The sequence below is a fragment of the Novosphingobium olei genome, assembly GCF_012927405.1.
GTDB classification, from domain to species: domain Bacteria; phylum Pseudomonadota; class Alphaproteobacteria; order Sphingomonadales; family Sphingomonadaceae; genus Novosphingobium; species Novosphingobium olei.
Genome location: NZ_JABBGM010000002.1, coordinates 456139 through 479371, shown reverse-complemented (window position 1 = coordinate 479371; position 23233 = coordinate 456139). Strand labels below are relative to the sequence as shown.

Below are 23233 nucleotides of genomic sequence, written 5' to 3'. Positions count from 1 at the left end.
GAATGGATCGCGGTTACGTTTGCTGCTTCTGCGGCAACGGCATAGCCAAGGAAGATTACGCCGCCCTGCGTTTGATCGCGACCAACCTGTGGGAGCGGGAGGCAGCGCAAAGTGTTTACGCACACTCGCTCTGCGCGGAAAAACAAATGGCATTTGGGCAGCTGGCCCCGGATGCGCTTCTCGACAGCAAAACCGGTCACTCTCTGCAGGAGATCATCCGGGGTGAGGACGAAGCCGGGCTCTCCTTGCCTCGCTGGGGCTGCTTCGTGATCGCAGCCTTAATTGTCCTAGCCATCGGGATGGTGGTCCGCGCCGTGGTTGCGTAGGCCGGGTGTTTCCACACTATCGGCTGCGCGAGCGCAAGGGAGCGAGCCGTCAGCGTGGCGGAAATGTCGCAAGGACATCAGGATGCAGGCCGGCATCACACCGTAAACCGGAAGTGATGCCAGCTTTCGCTCGCATGACAGTTGGTGATTCGATCTCAACCCTAAGATCGCCGTCATCCCGGGCTTGACCCGGGATCCCGCTTCTTTCCTGCAACCTCGTCAGAAAAGCGGGACCCCGGGTCAGGCCCGGGGTGACGGGAGACAATGCGGACCTTCTTCCGGACACCAGCTTCCCTACCCCTCCAGCAGTTCCGCCGCCGCCAGCAACCTGTTCCCGTGGTCCACTTCCTCCGCCCCGTTCTGGCGCAGCAGCGCGGCGGCTTGCGGGTTGTCGATGCGCGCGGCCCAGCTTTCGTAGAGCGCCTGCCCGCCGAATTCGCCCTGCGCCTGCTTACGCAGGCCTTCGGGCGTGATGGCTGCTACCGGCAGGTCATCGGCGGCGGCGAGATAGGGATTGTCCTCAGCCTCCGGCGGCTCGAACTCGCCACCGCCGAGCAGGCCGACGACTTGCGCCGCACGGCGGGCGTGGACCATTTCCTCGCGGCCGTTGCTGTGCAGGATGTCGATCACGCCAGGATGCTCGGTGCCCTTGGCCGAAAGCTGGTAGAGCGTCTCGCTCGCCGCCTCGACCAGCGCCATGATCTTGATGTCGTCCACGCTCGGGCTGGTCACCGTCCCGATGTGCGCGAAAGCCTCGCGCAAGCTCTGCGGCCAGCCCGGCTCCAGTGCAAAGGCCATTGCTTCTCTCCCCGATTGTCGTTCGCTCGCAGCCTGCCTGAAACCGGCCCCTGCGTTAAGCGCTTTTCGCCTCGTCCGTCGGGGGCAACCAACCGAACGGCACCCAGTGTCCGCGCCGGATCGCGATGCGCAGCATGATCAGCCCGGCGATCGTCGCGATCACCAGCGTCACCGCCGATGCTTCGAGCCCGAAGGCTCCGCCGGTCAGCCAGTCGGGGCCGTTGCGTTCGGTCAGGAACAGGCCGTCGCCCGCCGGATTGCCCGAAACCGGGATCGACCAGATGAACCCTTGGGTGAAGTTCCAGCCGGCGTGGAGCCCCACCGCCAGCCACAGCCTCCGCGTGACCATGTAGGCCGCGCCGAGCAGGATGCCCGCCTCGACCGCGATGGCCACCGCCGCGAACAGCGACGCGCCGGGATTGGCAAGGTGCGCCAAGCCGAAGAACAGCGAGGCGGCGAACAGGCCGACGATGCTGCCGCCCAGCTTTTCCACGAAGCGGAAACCGATGGCGCGGAACATCACTTCCTCGTTGACCCCCGCCGCAAGCGACATCGCCGCAATGGGGAAGAAGATCGTGCCGTGCCCCATGCCGGTAACCTTCAGCCCGCCCATCAGCGCCACCGCGCCGACAAGCAGGCTGAACAGCGCAACGCCGAGCGCGAAGCCGCCCGTCACCTCTTTCAGCGAACCCAAGCCGAGCGGAAGTTCGCCATCGGGCTTGCGTTCGATCCATCGCTTGAACGCGCGGTACGCCACGAACGTCGCCATTACCGCCGCGACGGTGAACGGGAACACCAGCGCCGGGTTGATCGCCCGGATCTGATTGGGACCGAAGCTGGCGAGAACGATCGCCGGGAAGCCGACCAGCGCCTCGCCAAGGATCAGCAAGGTCAGCGGATGGGCAAGGATGCGTGAAAACGTACCAGGCGCAGGATCGCGCGCAGAAGTGGCCATGGTTACCCCCCTACGTCGCGTCCGCCCTCCTTATCGAGCAGCGCCTGCTTTATCGCAAGGCCATAGGCATAGCCGCCAAGGCTACCGTCCGATCGCACCACGCGGTGACAGGGGATCAGCACGGCAACGTTGTTGGCCCCGTTGGCGCTGCCCGCCGCGCGCACCGCGCCGGGCTTGCCCACCGCGGCCGCGATCTGGGCATAGCTGCGCGTCTCGCCCGGCGGGATGCGCTGCAGCTCGCGCCACACCGCCTCCTGGAACGCGGTGCCGCGCACGTCGAGCGGGATGTGCGCGGCACTGCCCGGCGCCTCGACCGCCGCCACGACTTGCGCCAGCAGCGCGGCGAACTCCTTGCCGCCTTCGACCAGCTCGGCCTTGGGGAAGCGCCGGGCCAGCGCCTCGGGCCCTTCGGCGAAGGAGAGGCGGCACACCCCCTTGTCGGTCGCGGCCACCAGCATGGCCCCCAGCGATGTTTCGACCACCGCCCAGCGGATCGTCACGCCCGCCCCGCCGTTGACCCACGCCGATGGCGCCATGCCCAATCTCCCCTCGCTCGCCGCGTAGAACCGCGACGGTCCTGAAAACCCCGCTTCGTAGATGGCGCCCGTCACGCTGTCCTCGCCGCTCAGCGCCTCGGCGGTCCGCTCGGCGCGCAGCGCGCGGGCATAGGCGGCGGGCGAAAGGCCGGTGTGGCGCGCAAACACGCGACTGAAATGCGTCGGCGAATAGCCTGCCTGCGCGGCGAGATCGGCAAGCGCCAGCGGCTGGCCCGCGCTGCGGATCGCCGCAATCGCTGCCAGCACCGCGCGTTCATCGCGCGCCACGTCGTCGGGGCTGCAGCGCAGGCATGGCCTAAGTCCCGCCGCGCGCGCCGCCGCGCCGTCTGCGAAGAAGCGCACGTTCTCGCGCCGGGGATGCCGCGCCGCACAGCTTGGCCGGCAATAGATCCCCGTGGTCAGCACGCCCGTCACGAAGCGCCCGTCGGACGCCCGGTCGCGCAGCAGCACCGCGCTCCAGCATTCCTCGTCATCCAGTGCCTCGCTCATGATGTTCGACATGACAGGTCTCCTTCCTGCCGAAAAGACTATGCGCTCCACCTCGCGTCCGCGTCCCGCCGCTTGCGGTCAAAGCGAAAGGCGGCAAGAAGTCCGCGCATGACAAGAACGGTCGCCCGCCTTTTCGCCGCCCTCTGCCTCGTGCTGCTTGGCAGCCCCGCGCTTGCCGACCCAGCCGACATCGCCGCCGCCAGCCGCAGCGTGGTGCGCGTGGTGATCCTGCAGACCGACGGCACCCGCGCCAGCATGGTCGGCCACGGCACCGGCTTTGCCGTTGCGCCCAACCTTGTCGTCACCAACGCCCACGTCGTCGAACAGCTGCGCAATGACGATTCGCTGCTGGTCGGCGTCGTCCCGCCCGAAGGCCGCGCCGGCGTGCAGGCCACGCTTGTCGCCTATTCCCCGCGCAACGACCTCGCGCTGCTGCGCATCGACGGCAAAGGGATACTGCCCGCCGCCACGATCTATCCCGGGACGGTGCAGGACAGTGCCGAAGTCTTCGCCGTGGGCTACCCCGGCAATGTGGACATGGCGCAAGGCCTGTCGATGGCCGACCTCGTCACGCCGCAGGCCGCGGTGAAGACGCGCGGCTATGTCTCGGCCGGGCGCTCATCGAAGCAGTTCGACACCATCCTGCACACCGCGCCGCTGGGCTCTGGCAATTCGGGCGGGCCGCTGCTCGATTCGTGCGGCCGCGTCGTCGGCGTAAACAGCTTCGGCACGGTCAGCGACAACGGCACCGATTCGTCGTTCTTCTTCGCCATCTCGATGCGCGAACTGGCAGCCTTCCTCCGCCAGGCCGGGGTAGAGCCGCACACCAGCGGGCTGCCCTGCACCTCGATCGCCGATCTCGACCGCGCCGATGCCACCCGCGCGATGAGCGATCAGGCCCGGGCCGCCGCCGAGGAACAGACCCGCTTGGAAGCCCGCCAGCGCGCGCAGGACAAGGCGCGCCGCGATGCAGAACTTGCCGTGCTGTCCGAACGCGACAACGGCCTGGCGCTTGCCGCGCTGCTGCTGGTCGGAGCGCTCGCCATGGGCGGCTGGGCGTTCATGCAGGGACAGCGCGGCGAATCCCGAGCGATGAAAGTGTTCGGCGCGGTGGCCGGCCTGCTGGTGCTCGGCGCGGTGGTCGCCTGGTTCCTGCGCCCCTCGCTCGCCAGCATCGATGAACGCGCCGCCGATCTCGCCGCCGCCCCGGACGCGAGCGCATCGGCCAGCGATGCCGCTCTGCCTGCGCGCGCCAACGGCACCGGCAAGATGACCTGCGTGATCGATGCGCAGCGCAGCCGCGTCACCGTGTCGGACATCACCGATGTGCCGCTCGACTGGAGCGCCGACGGCTGCGTCAACGGTCGCACCCAGTATGGCCTGGCCGAGAACGGCTGGAGCCGCGTGCTCGTCCCCAATGGCGAGGACACGATCTCGGTCACCCATTATGACCCGGCGACGCGCGGCTACACCGTCGAACGCTTCCTGATGGGGCTGGACGCGATGAACCAGGCCCGCGCCGCCCGCGCCAAGATCGTCGCCCCGGCCTGCGGTGCGGGCGAAGACGCCGCGCGCCAGTTCGGCGCGGCACAAGCGGCGATCACCGCGCTGCTGCCCGCCGAACCCAACGAGCGCATGCGCTACAACTGCCAGCCGACGCCCTGACGGAGCGCCACCCCCGCCTGCCCTGAATCTTGTCGAGCACCTTCCTTCCCCGACCCTGTGGGACCCAAGGCAGGACGATCCTTCGACAAGCTCAGGATGGGGGGCTGAGGGACAGACAGCAGCCCGCGAAACCCAAGCGCTCCCCCACCACCCCCGCTCGCCCTGAGCCTGTCGAAGGGCTGCCCTTTCCTCGACGGCGCACCCCAGCTCGCAAACAAGCGGTCCAGTTCGGCAAGCCCGGAACCGGCAAAGACGAACCCCGACGCGCACCCCGCGCGCATACGTCTGCACAGGCGAGACGGTCCGGCGGCATCTGCTCTCTTGTCATATGGGGTCGACGTTGCTAGGCGCGCCCCGTCTGCGGGCCGTCGCGTGTTTTTCGCGCGGCATGAGTGCCTGCCCGGCTCATCGGTACTAAGGGGACACAGGCGCGTGGAGATTTCCGGCGGCATTACGGCCAGCTTGGCAGGGCGCTACGCTTCGGCGCTCTATGATCTGGCGAACGAGCAGGGCTTCGTCGCCGCTGTCGAGGCGGATCTCGAAAAGCTCGCCGCTGCGGTGCGCGAATCGGACGATCTCGCCGCGCTGATCCGCAACCCGCAGATCGGCCGCGATGCGGCTGGTCGCGCGGTCGATGCGGTCGCGAACCTGCTGGCGCTCTCGCCGCTGACCAGGAACTTCCTCGGCGTGCTCGCCGGCAACCGCCGCCTGTCGGCGCTGCCCGATGTCGTCCGCGCCTTCGTGACCATCGCCGCCGCCATGCGCGGCGAAGTCACCGCCGAAGTGACCACTGCCCATCCGCTCGACGATTCGCAGCTGGCCGCGATCACCGAAAAGCTCGCCGCGCGTGAAGGCAAGGCCGTGAAGGTCAAGGCTTCGGTCGATCCCGAAATCCTCGGTGGTCTGGTCGTGCGCATCGGCAGCCAGATGATCGACAGCTCGATCCGCACCCGTCTCAATTCTCTCGCCCAGGCGATGAAGGCCTAATCGGCCCGTACAAGGTTCCAGGAAGGACTGAACATGGAAATCCGCGCCGCTGAAATCTCCAAGGTCATCAAGGACCAGATCGCCAGCTTCGGCGCCGAGGCTCAGGTCTCGGAAGTCGGTTCGGTGCTGTCGGTCGGTGACGGCATCGCCCGCATCCACGGCCTCGACAAGGTCCAGGCCGGCGAGATGGTCGAATTCGCCAACGGCGTGAAGGGCATGGCCCTCAACCTCGAAGCCGACAACGTCGGCGTCGTGATCTTCGGCTCGGACGCCGAAATCCGTGAAGGCGACACCGTCAAGCGCACCGGCACCATCGTCGACGTGCCCGTCGGCAAGGGCCTGCTCGGCCGCGTCGTCGACGCCCTTGGCAACCCGATCGACGGCAAGGGCCCGATCGAGAACGCCACCCGCCAGCGCGTGGAAGTCAAGGCGCCGGGCATCATCCCGCGCAAGTCGGTGCACGAACCCGTGCAGACCGGCCTCAAGGCGATCGACGCCCTCGTTCCCGTGGGCCGTGGCCAGCGCGAGCTGATCATCGGTGACCGCCAGACCGGCAAGACCGCCGTCGCGATCGACACCTTCATCAACCAGAAGGACGTCAACAAGGGCGACGACGAAGGCAAGAAGCTCTACTGCATCTACGTCGCCGTCGGCCAGAAGCGCTCGACCGTGGCGCAGATCGTCCGCCAGCTCGAAGAAAACGGCGCGATGGAATACTCCATCGTCATCGCCGCCACCGCTTCGGAGCCCGCACCGCTGCAGTACCTCGCGCCTTACACCGGTGCGACCATGGGCGAATTCTTCCGCGACAACGGCATGCACGCCGTGATCGTGTACGACGACCTTTCCAAGCAGGCCGTGGCCTACCGCCAGATGTCGCTGCTGCTCCGCCGCCCGCCGGGCCGCGAAGCCTACCCCGGCGACGTGTTCTATCTCCACAGCCGCCTGCTTGAGCGCGCCGCGAAGATGAACGACGAAAACGGCGCCGGCTCGCTCACCGCGCTGCCGATCATCGAAACCCAGGCGGGCGACGTTTCGGCCTACATCCCGACCAACGTGATCTCGATCACCGACGGCCAGATCTTCCTTGAAACCGGCCTGTTCTACCAGGGCATCCGTCCGGCCATCAACGTCGGCCTCTCGGTGTCGCGCGTCGGTTCGTCGGCCCAGACCAAGGCGATGAAGAAGGTCGCCGGCTCGATCAAGCTGGAGCTCGCGCAGTACCGCGAAATGGCGGCCTTCGCGCAGTTCGGTTCGGACCTCGACGCCTCGACCCAGAAGCTGCTCAACCGCGGTGCGCGCCTGACCGAGCTGCTCAAGCAGCCGCAGTTCAGCCCGCTCGCCTTCGAAGAGCAGACCATCGTGATCTTCGCCGGCACCAACGGCTACCTCGACAACATCCCCGTGTCGCAGGTCACCGAATACGAAGCCGAGCTGCTGCACCACCTGCGCAACGACAAGCCCGAGCTGCTCGCGGAAATCCGCAACAGCAAGGACCTGGGCGATGCCGCCAAGGCCAAGGTCATCGAAACGCTCGACGCCTTCGGCAAGCAGTTCGCCTGACGCCCTTTTCCCGTCACCCCGGCCTCCGCGCCGGGGTCCCGCTCTTGCGGGGCAGAACCAAGCGGGACCCCGGATCAATTCCGGGGTGACGATTTAGAGGAACCGATAGAGTGGCTTCACTCAAGGAACTCAAGGGCCGGATCAACTCGGTCAAGTCGACCCAGAAGATCACCAAGGCCAAGCAGATGGTCGCCGCGGCCAAGCTGCGCAAGGCGCAGGCCGCGGCCGAAGCCGCGCGCCCCTACGCCAGCCGCCTCGCCGAAGTGATGGGCAGCCTTGCCGCCAAGGTCGCTGGCCAGAACAACGGTCCGCTGCTGATGCGCGGGACGGGTTCGGACAAGCGCCACCTCCTCGTCGTGGTCAACACCGACAAGGGGCTGTGCGGCGGTCTCAACTCGAACATCGTCAAGGAAGCGCGCCTGCGCGCCCGCGCGCTCGCCGCAGAGGGCAAGGACGTGACTTTCTACCTCGTCGGCAAGAAGGGCCGCGCGCCGATTAAGCGTGACTTCCCCGGCGCCATCGCCAAGAGCTTCGACACCAGCCTGGTGCGCACGCCCGGCTTCGACGAAGCCAGTGCGATCGCCCACGAACTGATCGCCATGTTCGAAGCGGGTGCGTTTGATGTCGCCCACCTCGTCGCGCCGAAGTTCCGCACCGCGCTGTCGCAGGACCCGGTCACCACCCAGCTCATCCCGGTCCCGGCGCCCGTCGCCAAGACCGAAGGCGGCGCCGTGGTCGAATACGAACCGAGCGAAGAGGAAATCCTCGAGGACCTGCTGCCGCGCTACGTCACCACGCAGCTGTTCGGTGCGCTGCTGGAACGCGAAGCATCCGAACAGGGCGCCTCGATGACCGCGATGGACAACGCCACGCGCAATGCGGGCGAGTTGATCAACAAGCTCACCATCCAGTACAACCGCAGCCGCCAGGCGGCGATCACGACCGAACTGATCGAGATCATCGCCGGCGCCGAAGCGCTCTGATCGAACGAAAAGGCCGGGGCTTGCTCCGGCCTTTCTCTTTGGAGCCGAGTCCGTGGCCGAACCGCTTTCCGCAGAGGCAACCGGCAACCGCGAAGGCGGGCCCTCGTTCTCGCTTGGCAACCGCCTGTTCCGGATCGTCTGGGGCCTTGCCTGGCTGCTGCTGTGCCGCTGGACCCCGCCCCCGCTCCATGCCTGGCGCGCGCTCGTGCTGCGCGCGTTCGGGGCGCAGCTTGGGCCCAGGTGCCGCATCTATGGCTCGGTCTCGATCTGGCACCCCGGCAACCTGGTGTGCGGGCGCAACGTCACCGTCGGCCCCGGCGCGCGGCTCTACAACCAGGGGCGCATCACCATCGGCGATGACGTGACCATCTCGCAGCGCGCCCACGTCTGCGCCAGCACCCACCGCGTCAACGACTTCCACTTCCAGCTCGTGCTGCGGCCGGTCACGATCGAACGGCTCAGCTGGATCGCCGCCGAAGCCTTCGTCGGGCCGGGCGTCACCGTGGCCGAAGGCAGCGTCCTTGCCGCGCGCGGCGCGCTGTTTGAATCGACGCAAGCCTACGGCGTGTACCGCGGCAATCCCGCCACCCTGCTCAAGACCCGGGTACTCTCCAATGTACCGCAGGAATGAAGCCATTCCGCCCCTTAGCCTCGCCTCTGGCGACAGCGCTATCCGCCTGCCCGCCCTGTCCGAAATCGCGCCGGCCCTCGCCAGCCAGCTCGATCGTGATGGGTTCGTCTGCGTCAAAGATGCCGTCGACATGGCTTGGGTCGAACGCGCCCGCGCCTATGTCCGCGACCATCTGGACGCCAATGGCGAGAAGTTCTTCTCGGTAATCCGGCCTAGCGACGAAAAGGGCTCGCCGTTCGACGACCTGGCCCACGATCCCAAGATCGCTGGTCTGCTCGAAGGCGTTGCGCGGATCGCCTGCCCGCAGGCCATCTTCGACGACGAGGTCTACAACGTACTTCGCGTCATCGCCGGTCCGAAAGGCACCGATGGTTCGTGCGAGTTCCATTACGACGCCTCAGTCATCACCATGCTCGTGCCGATCATCATGCCCGACGGGGGCGAACCGCACCAGTCGGGCGAACTGCTGACGTTCCCCAACAACCGCCCCTATCGCAACTCGGTGCTGACCAACCTCGCCGAAAAGGCGCTGGTCCAGAACAAGTGGTCTTGGCGTCGTACAAAGAAGAAGGCCCTCGCCAATCTCGAACAGCACATGAAGAAGCTTCTTCCCGGCAACCTCTACCTATTTTGGGGCTACCGTACGCTGCATGGCAACCTGCCCTGCGCGCCCAATTCGCTGCGGGCGACGATGCTGCTTCACCATGGCGATCCACACGGGGGCAACCCCCTGATCAAGGTGGTGCGGTCGGCGCGCAAGGTGGTCGAGAATCGCCGGCGCAGCCGTGCCTGAAAGCTCGGTGCGCTCGCAGGACGAACAGCGCGGCTGGCTGCGTCCCCTACCCAACGGCAAGCAGGTCTCGGCGCTCGGCTTCGGCTGCTCGTCGATCTGGGCCAAGGCTGGCTTTGACGAGGGTCGCGCCTTCGAGATACTCGACACGCTTCTTGCCGAAGGGGTCAACCACCTCGACACCGGCCCCAGCTACGGCGAGGGCCTCGGCGAAGCGCGCCTCGGCCGCTGGCTCAAGGGCAAGGATGCCTCCTCGCTCGTCATTACAACCAAGATCGGCACCAACCTCGTCGACGGGCGGATCAAGCGTGGCTTTGCGCCTGACCTAGTGATGCGCAGCCTCGAAGGAAGCCTCGAGCGCCTCGGGCTCGACAAGATTGACATACTCTACCTCCATGGCCCGGCGGCGGAGGATCTGGGCGCCGCCGTCTTCGACCTTTTCGACCGGCTCAAGGCCGATGACCGCATCACCTGGTGCGGCGTCAACTCCTTCGACAATCAGGTGCTGATGAAGGCTGCGCAGAGCCCGTTAGACGTCGCCATGCTGCAGTACAACGTCGCCGATTTCCGCAACCTGGCGGCGATGGAAGCGCTGGTCGCCGCCGGCAAGCTGGTCATGTGCGGCACCGCGCTCGCCCGCGCCCGCTTCTTGCCCACAAACTTCCTGCCCACAAGCCCCACAAAGCTGTGGTACCTGCTGCGCCTGATGCGCCAGGAGCCGCTGTTTCCAATCACCGGTCTGCGCCTTGCCAAGCGCCTGCGCGAAACCGGCAAGGACCCGGCAGAGGCCGCGCTTCAGTACCTCGTGGGCCACCCGCAGATCGTCTCCAGCCTGTTCGGCACCTCGTCAGCGGAACACGCTCGCGCCAACGCGCGCGCCGGCCATGGGCGATTGGCCAATCGACAGTGGACGCGGCTCGCAGGTTGTGCTTAGGGGCACGCCGACTCAACTGCCGCTTTGGACCGATGCCTCGGCCTCGCCACACGTGTGGGCCGAGCGAAGAAAGATAAGGAACTGACGCATGGCAACCGCCCCCGTCATCAGCACCACTGGCAAGATCAGCCAGGTCATCGGTGCTGTCGTCGACGTGACCTTCGATGGCGAGCTCCCGCCGATCCTGACTGCGCTTGAAACCGACAACAACGGCAACCGCCTCGTTCTCGAAGTCGCGCAGCACCTGGGCGAGAACACCGTCCGCACCATCGCGATGGACTCGACCGACGGCCTGACCCGCGGCCAGGCGGTGGCCAGCACCGGCGCGCAGATCTCGGTTCCGGTTGGCCCCAAGACGCTGGGCCGCATTATGAACGTCATCGGCGATCCGATCGACGAACGTGGCCCGGTCGGCGCGGAACAGACCGCCCCGATCCATGCCAAGGCACCCGAATTCATCGACCAGTCGACCGAAGCGGCGATCCTGGTCACCGGCATCAAGGTCATCGACCTGCTCGCGCCTTATGCGCGCGGCGGCAAGATCGGCCTGTTCGGCGGTGCGGGCGTGGGCAAGACCGTGCTCATCCAGGAACTGATCAACAACATCGCCAAGGGCCACGGCGGCGTGTCGGTCTTCGCGGGCGTCGGTGAACGCACCCGTGAAGGCAACGACCTCTACCACGAATTCCTCGACGCCGGCGTCATCGCCAAGGATGCCGACGGCAACCCGACCTCGGAAGGCTCGAAGGTCGCGCTCGTGTTCGGCCAGATGAACGAACCGCCGGGCGCCCGCGCCCGCGTCGCGCTCTCGGGCCTGACCATGGCCGAATACTTCCGCGATCAGGAAGGCCAGGACGTCCTGTTCTTCGTCGACAACATCTTCCGCTTCACCCAGGCGGGGTCGGAAGTGTCGGCGCTGCTCGGCCGCATTCCTTCGGCGGTGGGCTACCAGCCGACGCTCGCCACCGACATGGGCCAGCTGCAGGAACGCATCACCTCGACCACCAAGGGCTCGATCACCTCGGTGCAGGCGATCTACGTTCCCGCGGACGACTTGACCGACCCTGCCCCGGCCGCCTCGTTCGCGCACCTTGACGCGACGACCACGCTGAACCGCGCGATCTCGGAGCTGGGCATCTACCCGGCGGTCGACCCGCTCGATTCGACCAGCCGCGTGCTGTCGCCCGCGATCGTCGGCCAGGAGCACTACGACACCGCCCGCCGCGTTCAGGAAACGCTGCAGAAGTACAAGTCGCTGCAGGACATCATCGCGATCCTGGGCATGGACGAGCTTTCGGAAGAAGATAAGCTCACCGTCGCCCGCGCCCGCAAGATCCAGCGCTTCCTGTCGCAGCCGTTCCACGTCGCCGAAGTGTTCACCGGCATCCCGGGCAAGTTCGTCCAGGTGGAAGACACCGTGAAGTCGTTCAAGGCTGTCGTCGACGGCGAATACGACCACCTTCCCGAAGCCGCGTTCTACATGGTCGGCGGCATCGACGAAGCGGTCGAAAAGGCCAAGAAGCTGGCCGCCGAGGCCTAAGGCTCACTGGCCCTCTCCCCTCGGGGAGAGGGTTGGGAGAGGGGTGGCCCGCCTCCCCGTCTCACGCCGCCCAGTTTCACGAAGGACCACAGATGTCGCTGCACTTCGAACTCGTCACCCCGGCCCGCCAGGTCCGTTCGGAAGAAGTCTACATGGTCGTCGTGCCCGGCACCGACGGTGAATTCGGCGTGCTGGAAGGCCACGCGCCGTTCATGTCGACGATCAAGGACGGCACCATCCGCGTCTACCGCGCGGCGGGGGCAAGCCCGGAAGAAATCAAGGTCCAGGGCGGTTTCGCCGAAGTGGGCGACAAGGGCCTGACCGTCCTTGCCGAACACGTCGAAGGCTGATCCTTAGCCCCGAGACCTGACGAAAAGGCCGGCCCGATGGGTCGGCCTTTTTCGTTTGTGCCGATGCGCTGTCCACGCAGCACTCACCACCAGCGCCAGTGTGCGACGTCAATCGTCAGCGCAATGTTCGAAGATCCACCACCATTGCCGACCGCCGCAAAACGGCCATGCACCCGTGCCTGAAACACCTTGTACCGTTCAGTACAATATTGTACCAATAGGTACACAAAGGCGAGTCGAGGTGATCGCGATGAAGCGCCACCAAGGGTCCCGCCTGTTTCGAAAGGCATCCTCATGTCCCCTCCTCCGCTGCCCCCGTTCACCCACGAAACCGCGGTCGAGAAGGTTCGTCTGGCCGAGGATGGCTGGAACAGCCGCGATGCGGCCAAGGTCGCGCTGGCCTACACGCCCGACACGCGCTGGCGGAACCGCGTCGAATTCGCCACCAACCGGCAGGAGGCGCAGGCCTTTCTCGAGCGGAAGTGGAACAGGGAGCACGACTACCGCCTGATCAAGGAACTGTGGGCCTTCACCGGCAATCGCATTGCCGTGCGCTACGCCTACGAATACCATGACGATAACGGCCAGTGGTTCCGCGCCTATGGCAACGAGAACTGGCTCTTTGCGGAAGATGGCCTGATGTCGAACCGGCATGCCAGCATCAACGAGATGCCGATCGGCGAAGCTGAGCGCCTGTTCCACTGGCCGCTGGGCCGCCGCCCGGATGACCAAGCCTCGCTGAGCGCACTCGGCCTGTGAGTGCGAAACGCGTCCTGACCGATCGTGCAAGCGCCCTGCCTGCCCTGGCCGAAGCCTTTCGCGAACACGGGTTCGAGGGCGCGTCGCTCGCCATCCTGTCGAAGGCTACCGGCCTTGGCAAAGGCAGTCTCTACAACTTCTTTCCCGGCGGGAAGGAAGAGATGATGGCCGCTGTGCTCGACAACATCGACGGCTGGTTTGCCGACGCGATTTTCACACCGCTGGAGCAAGCCCGCGATCCGGCAACCGCAGTCAACGGCATGTTCGACGATGTCACCGCGTACTTCCGCTCGGGACAGCGCGTCTGCCTCGTCGGCGCCCTCGGCCTGAACTCCGCCGGCTCCGCCTTCACCACGAAAGTGAAAGGCTACTTCACCCGCTGGATCGCGGCCCTTGCCCGCTGCCTCGAATCCGGTGGGGTTGCGCCAGCCTTGGCCGCGAACCTTGCCGAAGATGCCGTCTCCGGCATCCAGGGCGCGATCGTATTGGCGCGGGCGGTTGGCGAAGAGGCAAGCTTCCTGCGCATCGTGGCCCGCCATCGGGCAGCATTGCTCGAAGCCCTCGGTCACCACGAATGAACTCCCACCGCCGCTCGTCCTTCGATGCGGCGCATACTGCACAGCGTTAAACCGCCCTGCGATCGGTGCCTTCACACCGACCTCAGAACACGAGGAAACAGACCATGGCGCAGACATTCCTGAAAACCATGTTCGGCCCGAACGCGCGCGCGCTGCAGGAGGCGGACGGGTCGCGGGCCTCTTACGCCCGCATGGAAGCGCAAGCCGGTGAAACGGACATTCTGACCGAGCGCGAACTGGCGTTCATTGCCGAACGCGACAGCTTCTACCTCGCCAGCCTGAGCGAACAGGGATGGCCCTACGTGCAGCATCGGGGTGGCCCGGCGGGGTTCTTGCGACAAATCAGCGGCAATCGCCTCGGCTTTGCTGATTATCGCGGAAACCGGCAGTACATGTCGACCGGAAATCTGGCCGCGGACGATCGGGTGAGCTTGTTCCTGATGGATTATCCGGCACGGCGGCGCCTGAAGATGATCGGCCATGCCACCACCACCGAGGACCCCGACACGATCGCGACCTTGCGCATACCGGGTTACGAGGCAGTGGCAGAGCGGGCTTTCGTGATCGATATCGTCGGGTTCGACTGGAACTGCCCGCAGCACATCACCCCTCGCTTCACGGAGGCGCAAGTCGCCGAGGCCGTTCGTCCGCTTCGCGCGGAACTGGAGATTCTGCGCGCGCGTGTCGCCGAGCTTGAGGGACGCTGACGCGCTTTCCCAGGCGGCGGACCGCGTTCCCTCGCGCGCCGCCATGCGCTAGCCTGTTGCCGACCATGTCCCACATCCAACCCGACATCCGCACCGCTACCCCCGCCGACGTGCCGGCGCTGCTCGATCTCGTGCGCGATACCGGCACGCTCGATCTGCACACGCCCTATACCTACTGGGCGCTCGCCCATGCCGGCGTGATCCTCGTTGCCGAGCGCGACGGGGGGCTGGTGGGGTTGCTCACCGCGATGCGCGCGCCGGAAGGCAGCGCCATGCTGCTCTGGCAGGTCGGCCTGCGCGAAAGCGAGCGGGGGACGGGACTGTCGCAGCGGCTGCTTGATGCCTTCTTGGACGAAGCGCGGGCGCTTGGCGTCGGGGCCGTCACCCTGACCATCGCCGAGGACAACCTCGCCTCGCAGGGCATGATGCAGCGGTTCGCCGCAAGGCATGGTCTGGTGCTCGAACGCATCGGCGATACCGGCCCCGCCGCCACGGCGATGGCGCTCGAAACGCTCTACCGAATAAAGCTGACGCACGCGTCAGTATAGGCGTTGCATATACAAGATGGGCAAGCGCTGTCCTACAGGCGCAGGATGCGCTAGAAGTGCCCTCCTCGCTCGTTGAAATCGTCGGTAATCAAGGTCTTGTGCCAGTACTCGCGATCAGCGGGCAAGGCGGCCGGATTTAGCTCCTGGACCGTGTAAACCCCGTCAACCCCCTGCCCTGTGCCGAATCGGAAAAGGGGCCGCCGAAGCGACCCCTTCCCCCCTCCCCGAACCGTGATGGCACCAGGCGCTCAGTGGCCGCCGAGCGTGTAGACGTCGCCCGCCACGCGGGTGACCGTGCCACCCGCCTTGACCCCGGTGCCCCACAACAGCAGGCCGGCCAGGTGCGGCGTCGCCATCGACGTGCCCGAGATCGTGTTGGTGCCGCCGTGAGCCAGAGCGAGAGCACGTTCACGCCAGGCTCGATGTAATCGACCGGCGGCTGGCCGTAGTTCGAAAAGCTCGCCCAGACATTGCCCTGCTGTTCGGCCGCGACGATGAAGGTGTTGGCGCAGGTGACGTGCGAGGGCGAATAGCCCGAGGCATCCGCCCCGTCGTTGCCCGCGGCAATCGCGAACAGCACGCCGGTCGCCGCCGCCTGGCACACGGCGGTGTCGAGATCGGTAGACACCGGCCCGCCCAGGCTCATGTTGGCGACATCGCCGGGCTTGCCCTTGGCCGCCACCGCGTTGACGCCCGCGATCACGTCCGAATAGGCGCCGCTGCCACGCCGGTCGAGCACGCGGATGGCGACCACCTTGGCGCCGGCTGCAACGCCGACGACGCCCTTGCCGTTGCCGCCGATCGCCGCGATCGTGCCGGCCACGTGGGTGCCATGGCCGTTCAGATCCTGCGGCGAGGTTTCGCGGGTGACGTAGTTGGCGCTGAGCGCGGTATCGACATTGAGATCGGGGTGGGTCAGGTCGATGCCGGTATCGACCACGAACGCCCGGCCAGTGCCGGTATAGGCCTGCCCGCCGTTGACCGCGGTGATGCCCCAGGGCACCGTCTCGGTCGAACCGCCGCCGCCGCCAGGCTTGGCGCTCGCTTCGATCGGCTTGACCAGTTCGGCCACCTGGTCCTGCGAGCAGTGATCGATGTTGGGGTTCTTTTCCACCAGCACTTGCGCCGCCTGCTGCGGCAGCGTGATCGAGAAGCCGCCGAGCACCGCGTCATAGACATGGCCCGGCTTGCCTCCGACCGAACCCGCCGCGCCCTGCGCCGCGGTCCGCATGGCGGCGCGTTCGACCGCGCCCTTGGCGAACACGCAGATCCAGCTGTCGGGAATGCCCTTGCCCGCAGATGCCAGGATGAGCCGGCCTGTGCCGGTCGTCGCCCGGGCCGCCGGGACGCCCGTCGCGCCGCTCCCGCCGCCCCCGCTCGCCAGCGTGACGAGGCTTGAGACCGCGGTGGCCGCCGCTCCGTTGCCCCCTGCCGCCGCCAGCACCACGCCGCCCGCTGCCAGCGCCACAACCGACGCCGCCATCATCCACTTCTTCATGCACGCCCCCGTTCACAAGAAATTATTATCGGAAGCTATCACCGAACACGGCGAGAGCGAACGGGAATCTCCGCCATCGCGCCAAGCGGCCGCCGCAGCCTTCATCGTCATGCAAGCGTCACAAAATCACGACAGATAGGCCTCGCCTCAAGTTGCGGGACCCCATGCGCCAGATCGACATCCTGCTTACCGAAACGCTGCCCGGCGGGCACGATCCGTTCGTCCACGGCGACCTGAAGGTGCAGTTCCACCGCTGGCGCTGGGGCAGCCCGATCCCGCTGCTCGATGGCCAGCCGTGGGCCTTCGTCGACTGGGTCTTGCCCGACATGTCGGGTCTGGAGCTGTGCCGCCGCCTGCGCTGCGATCCGGTGACCGAGCAGGCCCACGTGACGATGATCCTGGAAGAGGACGAAGCCGAGGCCAAGCGCCGCGCGCTGCGCGCCGGGGCTGATGACTACATCGTCGGGCCGGTCGACCGCGGCACCGTGCTGGATCGCGTGCTTTCGGTGCAGATCCCCGAGCGGGAGGCGCCGGGCCGGACGCTGCAGCTCGGCAACCTTACGCTCGACCTTGCCGCGCTGCAGGCCCGCTGGAAGGACACGCCAATCGCGCTGATGCCCAACGAGCTGCGCCTGCTGCGCTACCTGATGGAACAGCCGGGCAAGGTGTTCAGTCGCACACAGCTGATCGGCGCGCTGGGCAAGAACGACCAGCCGATCGACGAACGCACCGTCGATGCCTGGGTCAGCCGCCTGCGCCGCGCGCTGCGCGAAGTGGGCGCGGGCTACCCCTTAAGGACCGTGCGCTCGCTCGGCTACGTGCTGGACAAGCCGTAGCCGCCCCTTTCAGCCGAGCGAGCGCGACGGATCAGAACTTCGCGCCGGCACGCAAGCCGATCGTGCGCGGCGTGATCGGCACGTAGTATGGCCGGCTGGTGCACGCCCCGCACTGCACGAACCGCGACAGCTGCCCGCGTTCGTCGAGCAGGTTCTGCACGAAGAGTTCCAGCGAGTAGTTCGGCCAGTCCGCGCCCAGCGAGAGGTTGACCGTGGCGAAATCGGGCAGCTCGCCCAGCTTGGCGGCATAGTCGACCCGGATGTCGGACGAGGCCTTGGACTGGTAGGCCAGGTTGAACTGGCCATAGACCTTCGCTTCGCCCACCGGCACGGTGTAGCGCACCGTCGTCGTCGCCTTGAACCGGGGGGTAATCGGCAGGCGGGTGCCGGCCGGGGCCTGAACCGACGAGGTAGCGCAGGTGAACGTCGGATCGAACACCGCGCACAGGTTCTGGCGCGTCTTGGCGTCGGTATAGGCCGCCGCCACGTTCACGCTCAGCCGTTCGATGTTGAAGCCGGCATCGATGTCGAAACCGCGGATCCGGGCGTTCGGGCCGTTGGTAATGACGGTGAAGCTGTTCGGCCCCAGATAGGCGAACTGGAAGTGCTTCCAGTCCTGCTGGTAGATCGCCGCGTTCAGCCGCAGCACGCCGCCCAGCGTGGTCTTGAGCCCCAGTTCGTAGTTGATCAGGTAATCGGGCTGGTAGGCGCCGAAATCGCCACGCCGGTTCTGGCCGCCGGGGCGGAAGCCCTTGGACACGGTGGCGTACATCATCAGCGTGTCGGTGGGCTTGTAGGTCGCATTGAAGCGCCAGGTCACGCCATCGCCCTTGGCGACGACCGGCTTGACCTTGCCGTTTTCATAGACGCCCAGGTTGGTGCACGGGCTGCCCGAAACGACCGCCGGCAACAGCACGCGCGACGTGGCGTACGTGTCGGTATCGCGGTCATAGAGCCGCTGGCCGGATTCGGTGAAGCACTGCGCCACGCCGGTGCGGTTGCTGCCCACGGCGTTGGGCGGCGAGCCATCGTAGAGGCCGTTCGCCCCCGGATTGCGGCCGAAGCCGAAGAAGCCAACCAGCGAGTTGTCGTACTTGAACAGGCGCGCGCCGCCCGTCACCGAGAACTTCGAGGTGATGTCCCAGGTCAGTTCGCCGAACGCGGCGTAGTCCTTGTCGACACGTTCCTGCTGGGTGAGCCAGAGCGTGCCGGGCGAACCGTTGACCGAAAGTTCGGGCGCGAGGTTCGCGACCTGGTAATCCTGGTGGATCGCGTTCGACTGGCGCTGGAAGAACGCGCCCGCCACCAGCCGCAGCGGCTGGTCAGACGGCGAGGCGATGCGCAGTTCCTGGCTGATCTTCTTGAAGTGATCGGTGCCGATCACCTTCTGGCGCGGGTCGATCGTGTTGCCGGCCGCATCGTGGAAGTAGAGGTAGCTGGCGACGCCGCCGTAAGAAGCATAGAGCTGGTCGTAGGTTTCGGCGTAGTCGGTATAGTCGCTCGACGAGTAGGTCTTCCGCTCCATGTAGGAGCCGGCATAGGTCACGTCCCAGTTGCCGAGCTTGCCTTCGATGGTGAGCGCCGCGCTCCAGAAATTGTCGTCGCGGTATTCGGGGAAGAAGTGCTGCACGGCAAGGTCGCCCACGCGGGCATCGGTGCCATAGGAGCCGTGGCTCTTGGTATCCTGGTACATCACGGTCGGCGTGACGGTCCAGTTGTCGTCGAGATCGACCTTGAGCGCGGCGCGGCCGCCGTAGATTTCGGTGTCGTTGTAGTCCTTCTTCACGAAGGCCGAATTGTCGACCGAGATGCCGCCGTTCTTCGATGGCGGGCAGCCGAGCGGATCGCTTTCGGGCAGGAAGCTGCGGCAACCGGCGACGTTGTCGATGAACCCGGCATCGCGCTGGTAATAGCCGACCACGCGCAGCGCCGCCGTCTGCGAGAACGGCACGTTGATCATGCCTTCGAGCTTGCCGCCCTGCCCGCCCTTGTGGACGGTGTTCACTTCGCCATCGACGCGCCCGTAGAAGCCGCTGGTATCGGGCTTGTTGGTGATGATGCGCAGCGTGCCCGCTTCCGACGAGGCGCCGTAGAGCGTGCCCTGCGGCCCGGACAGGCTTTCGATGCGGGCAACGTCGTATATGTGGACATCGAGATTGCCGCCGACCGTGGTGACCGGCTGTTCATCGAGATAGACGCCGACCGAGGGTAGCGAACCCGAGTGGTTGCCATCGCCGCCCGAGGCGACGCCGCGCATGTAGATCACGTTGGTGCCGGGGGTGCCGGCCGACTGCGCGACGACCGAAGGCAGCTGCTGGGTGTAGCTGTTGAAGTTGCTGACGTTGAGCTGTTCGAGCTTCGCTTCGCCCAGCGCCTGGATCGAGATCGGCACCTTCTGCAGGTTTTCGCTGCGCTTCTGCGCGGTGACGATGATGACGTCGGGCCCGTCGGCCGCCGCTGCGTTATCGGCCTGCGGCGCCTGTGGCGCCTCCTGCGCCAGGGCCGGTGCGGCCAGCAGCGCGCCCGATGCGAGAAGGAGGCCGTGTGCGATCCGCGCCTTGCGGGACATCCTCATGATATTTGCCCACCCTTGTTATGACTTTGTCCAATAACAAGCGTGCGCCGCGCAAGGGCGGGCGGTCAAGATAGCAACGCTTTGAAACTATCGTTCGTCCACGGGCGTGGCGAAATTACAACGATGTCAGCGGAACCTGCGGGTAGGCATCGAGCACCGGGCCGAGCGCGGCCTTCAGTTCACCTAGCCAGGGTTCGAAGGGCTTCCACGCATCGGCCCCGTCGCGGTTGATCGGGCGGCGCACCTGTTCGGAGCTGGCGGTGCGCACGGCGCGTTCGGTCTTGTGGAAGGCAAGGCACGCCTGTTCGAACGGAAGGCCGCAGGCGGCGAGCAGCTTGCGCACTTCCGCTTCGAAATCATCGAGCAGCGCTTCGTGGATCACGCGGTGCACGGCGCCCGGCGCGATGGCGTCGACATGGGCCATCAGCCGCACATAGTCGCGATAGTAGCGGCCCATGTCGTCGAGGCTGTAGGTGAACCCCTGCCCCCGCGCGAAGTGCTGCTTGAAATTGGAAAAGCCGCAGGCGAGCGGATGGCGGCGCGCATCGATGATCGTGGCATTGGGCAGGATCATGCGGATGAACGGCACGTAGAGCCAATTGTTGGGCATCTTGTCGACGAACAGCGGCCTCGCCGTATGGCGCTGGATGCGCGTGCGATCGAGGTACTGTTCGCCCAAGGCCCGAAGATCGTCACCCGAAAGCGTGGCGAGGCCCGCGGGAAAGTCCTCCACGCTGCGCGACAGCAGCGCGATGTCGCCCAGTTCGCTGGTGCCTTCGACCTGGCTGTGACTGGCAAGAATCTGTTCGACCAGCGTGGACCCGGCGCGCGGCATGCCGAGCACGAAGATCGGATCGCGGGCGAGGCAGCCCTTGCCCGCAGCACCGGCCAGCAGCGCAGGCGTTGCGGCGGCGATCATCCGGTCGACTTGCGCGGTCGTCTCCTCCGCCTTGTAAGGCATGCGCCGCTTGCGCAGGGCATTGCCCGCCGCATAGTGCGCGAACGCGCGTTCCGGCTCGCCGCGATCCTCGAACGCCTTGCCCAGCGCAAAATCGAGATGCCAGCGGTCCTCTGCCGAGATACCCTCGTCGGCCAGAGCCGCTTCCATCGCGGCGATGTCCTCGTCCGAAAAGCGCACGGTCTTGAGGTTGGCAAGGCTCCACCAAACCTCACCCAGCGTGGGCGTCAGCTCGATCGCGCGGCGATACGCAGCGATGCCGTCCGCCTGCCGGCCCACGGTCTTGAGCATGTGGCCATAGCTCATCCACACCTTCGGCTGGTTCGGCAGTTCCTTGAGCACTTGCGCATAGAGCGCCAGCGCCTCGTCGAATTCGCCGATGCGGCCATAAGCGGCGGCCTGCAGGTTCGACACGCCGATATTGTCGGGATCCTCGGCCGAGACACGCGCCAGTTCCTCGAGCGCCTCGCCCGCGCGGTTGGTGCGATAGAGCACCAGCGCGAGGTTGGCGCGCGCCGGGGTGAACTGAGGTGCAAGCTCGATGGCGCGGCGCAGCAGGTTCTCGGCATCCTGATAGCGCCCGATGCGCCCGGCAAGTTCTGCAAACAGGCGGATGGCGCGCACGTCGAACGGATTGTCCTTGAGCAGCGCGCGCAGCAGCGGCTCGGCGGCTGGCAGGTCGTTCGCGTTCATCGCATGCGCGGCGCGGACGAGGCGCGGGTCGTAGGAACGGGGGTCGAAGTCGGGAAGGCTCGCCATCGGTGTGCAACAAACACGGTGACGCGGCGCGATCAAGCGTTAGTCTGCACGCTTCGAGACGGCGGGGAGAGTATTCGCTTGAGCACCACAGGCACCAGACCGGCCCGCCAGCTCGGCTTTCTGATGACGCTGGCGCTGGTCGTCGGCAATCTGATCGGATCGGGCATCTACCTGCTGCCGGCGACGCTGGCGCCGCTGGGGGCGAACCAGCTGCTCGGCTGGATGGTGACGATCGGCGGCGCCCTGTGCCTTGCCATCGTGTTCGCGCGGCTGGGCGGCAAGCTGCCGCTGGCGGGCGGCCCTTATGCCTATGCCAATGCCGCGTTCGGCCCGCTCGCCGGGTTTGCCACGGCGTGGTCGTACTGGACGATGATCTGGGCGGGCAACGGTGCGATCGCGGTGGCGGTGGTGAGCAACATCAGCCTGCTCGCCCCGGTCATCGGCCGGACGCCTGGCCTGCCCGCGCTGCTCGCGGTCGGCTGCGTCTGGCTGTTGACCGCGGTGAACATTCGTGGCGTGCGCACGGCGGGCGAAGTGTCGCTGGTGACGAGCGCGCTCAAGCTGATCCCGCTGGTGGTGCTGATCGCGCTGGCGCTGTGGCTGGCCCTCACTGGCGCGCCGCATGTGACGCAGCCGCCGGTGCCGATCGCGGCAGGCGCGATCGCCAGCGCGGCGGGGCTGACCTTCTGGGGTTTCCTCGGACTCGAATCCGCGACCGTTCCGGCGGACAAGGTGGAGAATGCAAGCGCGGTGGTGCCGCGCGCCACGCTGATCGGCACGGTGCTGACCGGCGTGGTCTATGTCGGCATCAGCCTTGCCTTCTTCGCCTATATGCCGACCGGACAGGCGGCGGCCTCGCCAGCGCCTGTGGCCGACTTTCTGGGCCAGCATTTCGGCAGCGGGGTGGCGAGCGTGGTTGCCGTGTTCGCCGCGATCAGCGCGTTCGGAACCCTGAACGGCTTCATCCTGCTGCAGGGCGAAGTGCCCTGGGCGATGGCGAGGGGCGGCGTGTTCCCGGCGTGGTTCGCCAAGGAGACGACGCGCGGCACGCCGGGGCGGGCGCACGTCGTCTCGTCCATCCTGCTGACCTGCGTGGCGGTGATGAACTACTCCAAGGGGCTGGGCGACCTGTTCCAGTTCATCGCCTCGGTCAGCCTGGCGGCGGGCATGCTCAGCTACCTGATGGTGATGATCGCCGCGCTCAAGCTGCTGCCGGGCGAGCGGCTTCTCGCCGTGGTCGCGCTGATCGCGGCAGCGTTCATCGTCTGGGCCTCGTGGGGCCTTGGCGCGCACGCGCTGGGTTATGGGGCGCTGTTCGTGGTGGCGGGGGTGCCGGTGTACTGGGCGGTGCGGCGGGGGCAAAAGAAGGACGGCCCTTCGACAAGCTCAGGGCAGGCGGTCTAGGAGGACGTCCCCGCCCTTACCCGTCCTTGCTGAACCTGTCGAA

The 23233-nt window shown here is 66.6% G+C and carries 22 protein-coding genes; 16 read left to right on the top strand and 6 right to left on the bottom strand.

Annotated features, from left to right (window positions below; all coding sequences use genetic code 11):
- The first annotated feature begins 2 nt into the window (after positions 1 to 2).
- Positions 3 to 326, top strand: a complete 324-nt coding sequence (locus tag HHL27_RS06320; RefSeq protein WP_169492525.1) for a hypothetical protein — start codon at positions 3 to 5, stop codon at positions 324 to 326.
- 294 nt (positions 327 to 620) lie between these two features.
- Here HHL27_RS06320 and HHL27_RS06315 read toward each other — a convergent pair whose 3' ends face one another.
- The 3 genes from HHL27_RS06315 to ada are packed head-to-tail and all read right to left on the bottom strand — an operon-like array spanning position 621 to position 3137.
- Positions 621 to 1124, bottom strand: coding sequence for a ferritin-like domain-containing protein (locus tag HHL27_RS06315; RefSeq protein ID WP_169492524.1), 504 nt, complete (start codon positions 1122 to 1124; stop codon positions 621 to 623).
- Between the two features lie 55 nt (positions 1125 to 1179).
- Complete coding sequence (locus HHL27_RS06310; protein WP_169492523.1) at positions 1180 to 2079, bottom strand: CPBP family intramembrane glutamic endopeptidase; 900 nt, start codon at positions 2077 to 2079, stop codon at positions 1180 to 1182.
- 2 nt (positions 2080 to 2081) lie between these two features.
- A complete protein-coding gene (ada, locus tag HHL27_RS06305; RefSeq protein ID WP_169492522.1) occupies positions 2082 to 3137 on the bottom strand; it encodes a bifunctional DNA-binding transcriptional regulator/O6-methylguanine-DNA methyltransferase Ada in 1056 nt (351 codons plus the stop codon).
- A 96-nt stretch (positions 3138 to 3233) separates the two neighbouring features.
- Between ada and HHL27_RS06300 the strand changes: the two genes are divergently transcribed.
- The 13 genes from HHL27_RS06300 (at position 3234) to HHL27_RS06240 (ending at position 15160) form a co-directional block, all read left to right on the top strand.
- Positions 3234 to 4790, top strand: a complete 1557-nt coding sequence (locus HHL27_RS06300) for a S1C family serine protease (RefSeq protein ID WP_169492521.1) — start codon at positions 3234 to 3236, stop codon at positions 4788 to 4790.
- Between the two features lie 432 nt (positions 4791 to 5222).
- The gene (locus HHL27_RS06295; RefSeq protein ID WP_169492520.1) at positions 5223 to 5777 is read left to right on the top strand and encodes a F0F1 ATP synthase subunit delta; all 555 of its coding nucleotides are present in this window, start codon (positions 5223 to 5225) and stop codon (positions 5775 to 5777) included.
- A gap of 33 nt (positions 5778 to 5810) precedes the next feature.
- Positions 5811 to 7340, top strand: a complete 1530-nt coding sequence (atpA, locus tag HHL27_RS06290; protein WP_169492519.1) for a F0F1 ATP synthase subunit alpha — start codon at positions 5811 to 5813, stop codon at positions 7338 to 7340.
- A gap of 110 nt (positions 7341 to 7450) precedes the next feature.
- Positions 7451 to 8323 (top strand): F0F1 ATP synthase subunit gamma, encoded by an 873-nt coding sequence (locus HHL27_RS06285; protein WP_169492518.1) that lies wholly within the window; start codon positions 7451 to 7453, stop codon positions 8321 to 8323.
- A gap of 52 nt (positions 8324 to 8375) precedes the next feature.
- Positions 8376 to 8954 carry an LbetaH domain-containing protein gene (locus HHL27_RS06280; protein ID WP_169492517.1) on the top strand — a complete coding sequence of 193 codons (579 nt, stop codon included), beginning with the start codon at positions 8376 to 8378 and terminating at the stop codon, positions 8952 to 8954.
- Positions 8938 to 9747 (top strand): phytanoyl-CoA dioxygenase family protein, encoded by an 810-nt coding sequence (locus tag HHL27_RS06275; RefSeq protein ID WP_169492516.1) that lies wholly within the window; start codon positions 8938 to 8940, stop codon positions 9745 to 9747. The genes HHL27_RS06280 and HHL27_RS06275 overlap by 17 nt, the downstream gene beginning before the upstream one ends.
- Positions 9740 to 10678 carry an aldo/keto reductase gene (locus HHL27_RS06270; RefSeq protein WP_169492515.1) on the top strand — a complete coding sequence of 313 codons (939 nt, stop codon included), beginning with the start codon at positions 9740 to 9742 and terminating at the stop codon, positions 10676 to 10678. The genes HHL27_RS06275 and HHL27_RS06270 overlap by 8 nt, the downstream gene beginning before the upstream one ends.
- An 88-nt stretch (positions 10679 to 10766) precedes the next feature.
- Entirely contained in the window at positions 10767 to 12218 is a 1452-nt protein-coding gene (atpD, locus tag HHL27_RS06265; protein WP_169492514.1) for a F0F1 ATP synthase subunit beta, read from the top strand.
- Between the two features lie 92 nt (positions 12219 to 12310).
- Positions 12311 to 12568 carry an ATP synthase F1 subunit epsilon gene (locus tag HHL27_RS06260; protein ID WP_169492513.1) on the top strand — a complete coding sequence of 86 codons (258 nt, stop codon included), beginning with the start codon at positions 12311 to 12313 and terminating at the stop codon, positions 12566 to 12568.
- 294 nt (positions 12569 to 12862) lie between these two features.
- Positions 12863 to 13327: a nuclear transport factor 2 family protein gene (locus HHL27_RS06255; RefSeq protein WP_169492512.1), complete on the top strand. Its 465-nt coding sequence runs from the start codon at positions 12863 to 12865 to the stop codon at positions 13325 to 13327.
- The gene (locus HHL27_RS06250) at positions 13324 to 13905 is read left to right on the top strand and encodes an LmrA/YxaF family transcription factor (protein WP_169492511.1); all 582 of its coding nucleotides are present in this window, start codon (positions 13324 to 13326) and stop codon (positions 13903 to 13905) included. Before HHL27_RS06255 ends, HHL27_RS06250 begins: the two co-directional genes overlap by 4 nt.
- A gap of 104 nt (positions 13906 to 14009) precedes the next feature.
- A complete protein-coding gene (locus HHL27_RS06245) occupies positions 14010 to 14612 on the top strand; it encodes a pyridoxamine 5'-phosphate oxidase family protein (protein WP_169492510.1) in 603 nt (200 codons plus the stop codon).
- 65 nt (positions 14613 to 14677) lie between these two features.
- Complete coding sequence (locus HHL27_RS06240; protein ID WP_169492509.1) at positions 14678 to 15160, top strand: GNAT family N-acetyltransferase; 483 nt, start codon at positions 14678 to 14680, stop codon at positions 15158 to 15160.
- Between the two features lie 136 nt (positions 15161 to 15296).
- Here HHL27_RS06240 and HHL27_RS06235 read toward each other — a convergent pair whose 3' ends face one another.
- Positions 15297 to 16658, bottom strand: coding sequence for a S8 family serine peptidase (locus HHL27_RS06235; RefSeq protein WP_206069407.1), 1362 nt, complete (start codon positions 16656 to 16658; stop codon positions 15297 to 15299).
- Positions 16659 to 16822: 164 nt separating this feature from the next.
- On the opposite strand from HHL27_RS06235, the gene HHL27_RS06230 reads away from it, so the two are divergent.
- Positions 16823 to 17494, top strand: coding sequence for a response regulator transcription factor (locus tag HHL27_RS06230; RefSeq protein ID WP_169492508.1), 672 nt, complete (start codon positions 16823 to 16825; stop codon positions 17492 to 17494).
- Between the two features lie 31 nt (positions 17495 to 17525).
- Here the strand turns inward: HHL27_RS06230 and HHL27_RS06225 are convergent, their stop codons facing one another.
- Both HHL27_RS06225 and HHL27_RS06220 read right to left on the bottom strand, forming a co-directional pair.
- Positions 17526 to 20069 carry a TonB-dependent receptor gene (locus tag HHL27_RS06225; protein WP_169492507.1) on the bottom strand — a complete coding sequence of 848 codons (2544 nt, stop codon included), beginning with the start codon at positions 20067 to 20069 and terminating at the stop codon, positions 17526 to 17528.
- 115 nt (positions 20070 to 20184) lie between these two features.
- Positions 20185 to 21786 (bottom strand): tetratricopeptide repeat-containing sulfotransferase family protein, encoded by a 1602-nt coding sequence (locus HHL27_RS06220; RefSeq protein WP_169492506.1) that lies wholly within the window; start codon positions 21784 to 21786, stop codon positions 20185 to 20187.
- Positions 21787 to 21864: 78 nt separating this feature from the next.
- Between HHL27_RS06220 and HHL27_RS06215 the strand changes: the two genes are divergently transcribed.
- Positions 21865 to 23190 (top strand): amino acid permease, encoded by a 1326-nt coding sequence (locus tag HHL27_RS06215; RefSeq protein ID WP_240959420.1) that lies wholly within the window; start codon positions 21865 to 21867, stop codon positions 23188 to 23190.
- The last annotated feature ends 43 nt before the right edge of the window (positions 23191 to 23233 follow it).

Bases quoted from the DNA above. Each gene is read 5' to 3' on its own strand.
- HHL27_RS06320 (WP_169492525.1), top strand. From the start codon at position 3: ATGGATCGCGGTTACGTTTGCTGCTTCTGCGGCAACGGCATAGCCAAG.
- HHL27_RS06315 (WP_169492524.1), bottom strand. From the start codon at position 1,124: ATGGCCTTTGCACTGGAGCCGGGCTGGCCGCAGAGCTTGCGCGAGGCT.
- HHL27_RS06310 (WP_169492523.1), bottom strand. From the start codon at position 2,079: ATGGCCACTTCTGCGCGCGATCCTGCGCCTGGTACGTTTTCACGCATC.
- ada (WP_169492522.1), bottom strand. From the start codon at position 3,137: ATGTCGAACATCATGAGCGAGGCACTGGATGACGAGGAATGCTGGAGC.
- HHL27_RS06300 (WP_169492521.1), top strand. From the start codon at position 3,234: ATGACAAGAACGGTCGCCCGCCTTTTCGCCGCCCTCTGCCTCGTGCTG.
- atpA (WP_169492519.1), top strand. From the start codon at position 5,811: ATGGAAATCCGCGCCGCTGAAATCTCCAAGGTCATCAAGGACCAGATC.
- HHL27_RS06275 (WP_169492516.1), top strand. From the start codon at position 8,938: ATGTACCGCAGGAATGAAGCCATTCCGCCCCTTAGCCTCGCCTCTGGC.
- atpD (WP_169492514.1), top strand. From the start codon at position 10,767: ATGGCAACCGCCCCCGTCATCAGCACCACTGGCAAGATCAGCCAGGTC.
- HHL27_RS06260 (WP_169492513.1), top strand. From the start codon at position 12,311: ATGTCGCTGCACTTCGAACTCGTCACCCCGGCCCGCCAGGTCCGTTCG.
- HHL27_RS06255 (WP_169492512.1), top strand. From the start codon at position 12,863: ATGTCCCCTCCTCCGCTGCCCCCGTTCACCCACGAAACCGCGGTCGAG.
- HHL27_RS06245 (WP_169492510.1), top strand. From the start codon at position 14,010: ATGGCGCAGACATTCCTGAAAACCATGTTCGGCCCGAACGCGCGCGCG.
- HHL27_RS06240 (WP_169492509.1), top strand. From the start codon at position 14,678: ATGTCCCACATCCAACCCGACATCCGCACCGCTACCCCCGCCGACGTG.
- HHL27_RS06235 (WP_206069407.1), bottom strand. From the start codon at position 16,658: ATGAAGAAGTGGATGATGGCGGCGTCGGTTGTGGCGCTGGCAGCGGGC.
- HHL27_RS06230 (WP_169492508.1), top strand. From the start codon at position 16,823: ATGCGCCAGATCGACATCCTGCTTACCGAAACGCTGCCCGGCGGGCAC.
- HHL27_RS06225 (WP_169492507.1), bottom strand. From the start codon at position 20,069: ATGAGGATGTCCCGCAAGGCGCGGATCGCACACGGCCTCCTTCTCGCA.
- HHL27_RS06220 (WP_169492506.1), bottom strand. From the start codon at position 21,786: ATGGCGAGCCTTCCCGACTTCGACCCCCGTTCCTACGACCCGCGCCTC.